The 5,010-nt window shown below is 38.7% G+C and carries 10 protein-coding genes; 8 read left to right on the top strand and 2 right to left on the bottom strand.

From position 1 onward, the window contains the following. Positions 1 to 69 precede the first annotated feature (69 nt). Positions 70 to 318: a transcriptional regulator gene (locus YWE_RS0120585; protein WP_029096170.1), complete on the bottom strand. Its 249-nt coding sequence runs from the start codon at positions 316 to 318 to the stop codon at positions 70 to 72. A gap of 126 nt (positions 319 to 444) precedes the next feature. Between YWE_RS0120585 and YWE_RS0120580 the strand changes: the two genes are divergently transcribed. The 3 genes from YWE_RS0120580 to YWE_RS28175 all read left to right on the top strand — a co-directional run bounded on the left by YWE_RS0120580 (position 445) and on the right by YWE_RS28175 (position 3,109). Then, complete coding sequence (locus YWE_RS0120580) at positions 445 to 1,161, top strand: XRE family transcriptional regulator (RefSeq protein ID WP_227659960.1); 717 nt, start codon at positions 445 to 447, stop codon at positions 1,159 to 1,161. Between the two features lie 569 nt (positions 1,162 to 1,730). Further along, a complete protein-coding gene (locus YWE_RS0120575) occupies positions 1,731 to 2,582 on the top strand; it encodes a hypothetical protein (protein WP_029096168.1) in 852 nt (283 codons plus the stop codon). 29 nt (positions 2,583 to 2,611) lie between these two features. Further along, positions 2,612 to 3,109, top strand: a complete 498-nt coding sequence (locus YWE_RS28175) for a hypothetical protein (protein WP_051323485.1) — start codon at positions 2,612 to 2,614, stop codon at positions 3,107 to 3,109. A gap of 151 nt (positions 3,110 to 3,260) precedes the next feature. Here YWE_RS28175 and YWE_RS0120565 read toward each other — a convergent pair whose 3' ends face one another. Further along, the gene (locus YWE_RS0120565) at positions 3,261 to 3,455 is read right to left on the bottom strand and encodes a hypothetical protein (protein WP_029096167.1); all 195 of its coding nucleotides are present in this window, start codon (positions 3,453 to 3,455) and stop codon (positions 3,261 to 3,263) included. Positions 3,456 to 3,795: 340 nt separating this feature from the next. Between YWE_RS0120565 and YWE_RS0120560 the strand changes: the two genes are divergently transcribed. Genes YWE_RS0120560 through YWE_RS0120540 form a run of 5 tightly spaced genes read left to right on the top strand, consistent with a single transcriptional unit; the run spans position 3,796 to position 4,844 of the window. Further along, positions 3,796 to 4,020 carry a host cell division inhibitor Icd-like protein gene (locus YWE_RS0120560; protein WP_321572726.1) on the top strand — a complete coding sequence of 75 codons (225 nt, stop codon included), beginning with the start codon at positions 3,796 to 3,798 and terminating at the stop codon, positions 4,018 to 4,020. Beyond that, a complete protein-coding gene (locus tag YWE_RS30710) occupies positions 4,013 to 4,189 on the top strand; it encodes a hypothetical protein (RefSeq protein WP_154661445.1) in 177 nt (58 codons plus the stop codon). The genes YWE_RS0120560 and YWE_RS30710 overlap by 8 nt, the downstream gene beginning before the upstream one ends. Beyond that, the gene (locus tag YWE_RS0120550) at positions 4,182 to 4,367 is read left to right on the top strand and encodes a hypothetical protein (RefSeq protein WP_029096165.1); all 186 of its coding nucleotides are present in this window, start codon (positions 4,182 to 4,184) and stop codon (positions 4,365 to 4,367) included. The genes YWE_RS30710 and YWE_RS0120550 overlap by 8 nt, the downstream gene beginning before the upstream one ends. Further along, the gene (locus YWE_RS0120545) at positions 4,364 to 4,657 is read left to right on the top strand and encodes a hypothetical protein (protein WP_029096164.1); all 294 of its coding nucleotides are present in this window, start codon (positions 4,364 to 4,366) and stop codon (positions 4,655 to 4,657) included. The genes YWE_RS0120550 and YWE_RS0120545 overlap by 4 nt, the downstream gene beginning before the upstream one ends. Beyond that, a complete protein-coding gene (locus YWE_RS0120540) occupies positions 4,650 to 4,844 on the top strand; it encodes a hypothetical protein (protein WP_029096163.1) in 195 nt (64 codons plus the stop codon). Before YWE_RS0120545 ends, YWE_RS0120540 begins: the two co-directional genes overlap by 8 nt. Positions 4,845 to 5,010: the final 166 nt, after the last annotated feature.

Here is a 5,010-nt window from a genome sequence, read left to right as displayed (position 1 = left end):
TGAGCTTCATAAGCATGTCTTGAATCCAGATCGCATCCTCCGGACTAAACACAGATGGCATCTGCGCGACTAGGTATGCTTTGTTGTGCATGGTTTGGTGTCAGGGTGAGGGAAGAGGTGTGGTAAATCCGGGCGGAACTCATAAGCCTGAACCTCTCCACCAGTTACTAAAACTAAATTAGGTACCACTTCAGGTGCGATACGCTTTTTGTTGTTTAGCCAATCACATATGGTTGATTGGGCTCTTCCAACCTTTTCACCTAACGCCTTTTGACCACCAGCGATACGTATCGCTTTATCAATTGCATTGTTTTTCATAAATCGCTTCTCCTTTTAATTTAATTGATTTTAGCTATTTTAAAAGGAGTTTACAATCGCTTTTACGATTTGATTAGTTATCGTCTTTGCGATAAAGTGTGATAATTATAAAATGGAGGTGATATTGTGACTTTCTCACAAAGACTCGCGCTCGCCATGAAGGAGGCGGGACACACTCAAAAATCACTCGCAGATGCGGTTGGTATGGCGCAATCAAGCGTCTGGCGATTATTGGATGGTTCTCAGGGGTCGCGAAAAACAGTGGCTATAGCTAAAGAGTTGGGTGTTAGAGCTGAATGGCTTGCTGAGGGCGTAGGTGAAATGCGCGATGCTGGGGCCTTTAAAAGCAATAACCCCGAATCAGCGATAAGAAATTCCAGCTTAAGAATTAAAGAAATTGATGATGATGAAACACCTAATCCTGATGAGTTTGTAGAAATACCATTGCTTGATGTATCCCTGTCGGCAGGTAACGGCAGCTATGAATTAACTGAATACTCAGACTATTCTTTGGTGTTTAGACGCTATTATCTAAGGAAATTAGGCGTTTCAGAAAAAAATGCAAAATTAGTTAGAGTGACGGGGCGAAGTATGGAGCCGACATTGCATGACGGGGATATTGTAGGCGTAAATACTCAAGAAACTACGATTCGAGATGGCAAAACCTACGCTATACGCCAGGGCGACTTACTGAGAGTGAAAATATTAATTGAGCACCCGGACCACGTAATAATACGTTCAATAAATCGAGAAGAATACGAAGATGAAAATATGCCAAGGGATATTTTTTACAACGATGTTCACATCATTGGACAGGTCTTTTGGTCATCTCATAGTTGGTAAGCCAGTCCCAAGCCTACAAGCGGCATGGATAATATGAAAATTTATGAGTGGGTATGCAACCATAAGCTAGGCGTTCTGCTCATGGCGGTTCTAGTTCTTGAGGTTATTAACTACACAATAACAGCGTCTTGGATTCCGTTTGGGCTTTAAGCGGTGTGGGTGACCATATCCCACCTGAAAGATACAGTCATGGCATTGCAGTGACAGATTAAAAAAACAGAGAGAGGGATTAATAAAATGGAATGGATAATTGGCATAGTTGTTTTATGGTTTATCTTTTCTTTTTTCAAACCTACCCGGTGCGATGTCTGCAGTAACAGATTCAAGAGAAAATATTACACGTGGAAAATAGAAGGCAAAAAACAACACTTATGCCCATCTTGCAACAGCAAAATGTCAAACCGTGTAAGCGCAAAGAAGTTTAAAGACCGATTTGGGTGACTGGTAGATCTGTCAGGTGTTGTGATTATAAGAATATTGGTATTATAAAATTTAGGAATCAAGAAAAAGGCTGAGTTGCTTGGTTCCCTTTACCTATAAATAAATATTTATAATTATGGAATATTAACATGAGCTTCTCAGAGTCAAAAACTCAAGAATATAAAAAATTAGCAACTGCATATATATTTAATTATTTTTATGATGGGGATTTAATTCCAGCATTGCAGATATGCGAAGACTTCAAAGAAAACAAAGACTTTGAGGTTAATAAAGAAAATAGAGTTAGGATAAAAAAATTAGATTTTGATAGCGAAAAGAAACGTTTTTTTGTTCAAGTTACATCTTATGAGCCAAACTCATTCATCCCAATTACCCCTCCATTTTCAAATGAACCACCTGATTTAGTAGAAGGCAGTGAAATTCAAGATCTAAAAAATATAGAAAACTGTGATAAGAATCATATGTTTATAATGATTGATGAAAAAAATATTTATGCCATAAGTCAAATAACATACTCACACCAAGCCATAAGGCTTAACAAAATATTCAAATTACTCGGATTTGAGTTAAATATAAGAGATAAAGTAGATAAAGGTACAGTTAATAGAGTAAGAAAGGAAAAAATAAGAAGCTTAGGCATAGCAGTTAAAACCACGGCTAAGGATATTGAAGAATTTAAAATAAAAAGTAAAATTAGCCTATTTGAAAAAGAAGATAGCAACACTCCTTTTTACGGTACTCTAACCCTAGATCACAAAAACAACCTAAGCTTAATCAATGAAGCAACTGATAACTTAGAGGATTTTATTGATGAACTCTCAGAGGATTTTTTTATAGTAACTCAAAAAGGTAACATTATAAAAAGCTCTGCGATTAAAACAAAAAAAGACTACTACACCTATCCGTATGGTTCAAAAACAATAAAAGATACAAATGCAAAAGAAATTCTTGATTCATTTATAAGTACTATAATAAGATAACAGATCATGGCAAATAATGCGGGGGAGTTATGAATGCTGAAACAAAAGATTATAAATATATAATTGCATTTTTTGCTATACCCGTGGTATCTGCAATATTAACATATTTTTTTCATGATAAAATCAGATATAACAAAGATTTGCTTAACTTTATTGCGAACATATTCTCTATTCTGACTGGTTTTTTGTTGCTTGTTATATCAACCTCTGGAGAAGTAGCCTCAGCCACAATAAGCTCGAATGAAGAAGATTTATTCAGAAATCGAAATAAGTTTAACATCAGATTTCAGCGTTATTTATTTTTGTTTTTCATCTACTTATTTGTTCTTTGTTTAATTTTCACCTATTACCTAATTATACCAAGTAGTGTTTCAGTACAACAACCAATGGCTGAAGCTAGCATTTCATTTACAGTTCTAGAATCACTAATATGCTTCTTTAGTATCGTTGCTTTCCTTTGCTCATTCTTTATTCCATTAAAAATAAAGCAATTATTTGAAGAAAAAATAGGAAGGCCAAGAAACTAACCAGCCCGCCCCGCGCGGGCTTTTTTGTGCCTAGTAAATCTACCAGCTATCTAGCTACGCCTTGTGCTGATATATTCTCCGCGCTCAATTGTTATAATGGATTCATCTCGCTAAGTTTAGCGCCCTGTCTCACAGCAGGGCTTTTTTGTGCCTACAGATTACCTTTCAATGCATCTATAGCCAATAAACACGCATCTCGCGTCATCCTGTCAGGCTCAACCTGAATATACGACTCCAGCATTAAGATAACAGACTCCGGGCTCACAGCTTGCTCATACTGTATTAGATTAAGCATAGCTCTCCCTATCATCTGGCATACGTCGTTGTAGCCTACAAACTTGTCCATTCCTAACCTCCATTCGTGATTATCGTCACATTATCATAACCACACATCAGATTCCGTGGCCGGGAATCAAATTATTTTCAAACTAAATTGGTATTTAAAACATGCAATTATCGCAAAACAGATTTTAATTATCGTATTTACGATTGTTTATAAAAATCGCTTTTGCTATTATCAACCTATCAAAAACAACCCCTATATAAAAACAGAAGTGAGAAATAGAGAGATGGGAGAACGCTTCGATTGAAGCGAACTAAAGACAATATGCAATAAATAGAATTCGGCCCTGCTCATCAACGCCAATCGATATCAGGGCCGCAGGTCACAACAAGCGGAGGTCTATATGACCAGTGTAAATATTACCACAACTGCCGAAATGGTCAAAACTGCACCGAATGCTAAATTCCTATGGCGCTTTTTGGCTATCAAACGTTCGGATTTGAAATCTGTACCTTGTCGCCAATCTGTTGAAGCTCACACCGAAAAAGAAGCTCGTAAAATTCTGGCTCGTCACTTCATTTTATCTTTCGCTGCTCGCTTGCCGGTTCAGGCGGTGCGTCATGGATGAGATTCACATTCCCGAAGACTTCACTGGACGTATTCTGGTCAACGTTAGAAACGGCAATGTAATTTGCCATCATCCACTAGCTGAAAACGAATACGTCTTAACAGTAGCGGCATTTATTGAAATTGTTAAGCAATGCGATAAGCAGAGTGTGGAGGTGAGCCATGCGTAAGCCAACCTCATTAGATCAAGCCAAACATAAAGCGGAATTAGCAAGCTCTCTATTCGCCACCATCATGGAAAAAGCAAGCAAAGAGCATTGCTCACCAGAATTGCAGGATTTAATCGCCATAGCATGTGATCTGAATCAAGAAATCAGCCATTCATTGAGCACGGAGGTAGGAGCATGAACTTACTTAACCAACTCACTATAAAAACCAGCGCACTGAGCGACGAGGAGCTAATGTCCGTATCGGTAACCCAATATGAAGCCACCGAAGCGTTACTGGGCGGTTTATCGGCTATGGGGAGCTTGATGTTCCACGCAGGGAATGACCCGCTTTATGCCGAGGCAAAGGACGACATGAAGAAGATAGGCTACTCGCTATCAGTGACAGCGGAAATATTACAGGCACTTAACCTTAACAGTGCTAATGCTGAATATGCACTGCGGAAACCTGCAGGAGCAAATCATGAGTAATACGAATCCAAATATCGACGAAATGGCAATTATGTCCGATAACCTGCAGTCGCTATTATGCATTTTGCATGAGCGCGGACCTCAAAAATTAGGGGGCGCAGAGGTTTATTCAACTATTGGTTTGGCGTGGGATTTGTCCTGCAAAATTTCTTCATGGTTGGAAAAAGAGGCGGAAAAAGATGAATAAGCATAGCCCCAGCCTCATGGCGGAAGAGTTAGAGGAATTGTCGGGAATGTTATCGGTCATGGCTCAGGTTACCGGTGCGGATGCTGATTGTGAGATTTACCGCACTCTTCGCGCAGCATGGAGAAAGGCAGTAAAGATCGAAAAATGGTTCAGTGAAATGGAGACA

The sequence above is a fragment of the Budvicia aquatica DSM 5075 = ATCC 35567 genome (assembly GCF_000427805.1).
Classification (GTDB): Bacteria; Pseudomonadota; Gammaproteobacteria; order Enterobacterales; family Enterobacteriaceae; genus Budvicia; species Budvicia aquatica.
The sequence above is the reverse complement of the archived record's forward strand: the minus strand, read 5'-3'. Positions and strand labels throughout refer to the sequence as shown.